Origin of the sequence: Actinoallomurus acaciae (genome assembly GCF_042429965.1) — a bacterium.
GTDB lineage: Bacteria > Actinomycetota > Actinomycetes > Streptosporangiales > Streptosporangiaceae > Actinoallomurus > Actinoallomurus acaciae.
Genome location: NZ_JBHLZP010000980.1, coordinates 1 through 1,559 on the forward strand (window position 1 = coordinate 1; position 1,559 = coordinate 1,559).

1 protein-coding gene is annotated in these 1,559 nt (G+C 75.0%); it reads left to right on the forward strand.

The window, feature by feature from the left end; translation table 11 throughout:
• On the forward strand, positions 1–1,559 hold a 1,559-nt coding region (locus tag ACFFNX_RS49585; RefSeq protein ID WP_378213451.1), incomplete at both ends, for an alpha-(1->3)-arabinofuranosyltransferase domain-containing protein.

Genomic DNA, 1,559 nt, shown 5'->3' on the forward strand with positions numbered 1-1,559 from the left:
GCCTGGCCGCCAACGTCGCGGTGGCCGCGCTCGGCGTCGCGGGCCTGGCGCGACGCGGCCTGCCGGAACGCACGTTCCTGCTGGTCACACTGCTGCTCGGCGTCACCGTCACCGTCTCCGGCCACGCCGGGCCGTTCGCCGCCGAGTTCCGGCACTGGCTCGACGGGCCGCTGTCGCCGCTCCGCAACCTGTACAAGTTCGACGGCCTGGTCCGGCTGCCGCTCGCCCTGGGCCTCGTCCACCTGCTGACGCCGCTCGGCGAGCGGAGGCACCGCGGCCGGCCCATGGCGGCGGCGCTCGCCGCCCTCGCCGGGGTCGGCGTGTCCGTGCTCGGCACCGGCCTGTCCGTCAGCGGCGACTTCACGTCCGTGCCGCCGTACTGGCGGCAGGCCACGTCCTGGCTCAACACGCACGCCGGGAACCAGGGCGTCATCACGGTCCCCGGCTCGCGCTTCGCCGAGTACCTGTGGGGGCGGCCGCTCGATGAGGTCACCGAGCCGCTGATGACGGCGCGGTGGGCCGAACGGCAGATCGTGCCGGCCGGGTCGGCCGGGCTGACCCGCCTGATGGACGCGATCGACCAGCGGCTCACCAGCGGCCAGGGGTCGGCCGGGCTCAGCGAGGTGCTCGGCCGCATGGGCGTCCGGTACGTCCTCGTGCGCAACGACCTCAAGCGCGACGACCTGCGCGGAGCGTGGCCCGCCCGCGTCCACGAGGCGCTGTACTCCTCGCCGGGCATCAGCCGTGTCGCGTCGTTCGGCGGCACGGCGGGCACGACCCTGCCCGGCGACGCGGTGAACACGGTCGACCAGCCGTACCCGGCCGTGGAGGTCTTCGAGGTCGCGGGCGCGGACGGCGTCGTCGGCATGACCGGCGTCGACCAGGCACTGCGGCTGTACGGCTCGCCGGAGGCCATGCTGACCATGGCCGACAACGGGCTGCTGGACGGGCGGCCCGTCCTGCTGGACGACGACGACCCGCAGGCGCCGGGCCGCGCCGCCGTGGCGGACTCGCTGCGCCGCGTCCAGCGCAACTTCGGGGAGCTGCGCGGGCAGACCTCCCCGACCATGACCGCGGACGAGAGACCGGGCCGGCCGGGCGACGAGCGCGACTTCATGGAGAACGCCTGGGACCGCTACTCGACGGTCGCCGGCTACACCGGCATCAAGGACGTCACCGCGTCCTCCTCCGCCTCCGACATCGACTCGATCGCCCAGATCGACGACCCGGGCGCCCTGCCGTACGCCGCGATCGACGGCAACCCCTGGACCCGGTGGGAGACCGGCGGATGGAACGGCCCGGTCGGGCAGTGGCTCAAGGTCGACTTCGGCCGGCCGGTGACACCGAAGAACGTCACGGCGGCGTTCAGCCAGGACTCCTGGCTGGGGCCGCCGCCGAGCCGGATCGAGATCCTGACCCAGAGCGGCCGGGTCGAGCAGAACGTCGCGCGCACCTCCGCCGCCCAGCCGCTGGCGGTCGCGCCCGGCCCGACGACGTGGCTGCGCGTCCGCGTCCTCGCGCTCGCCGAGCGGCCGATCGTGCCGTCCGGGGCGCGCCCG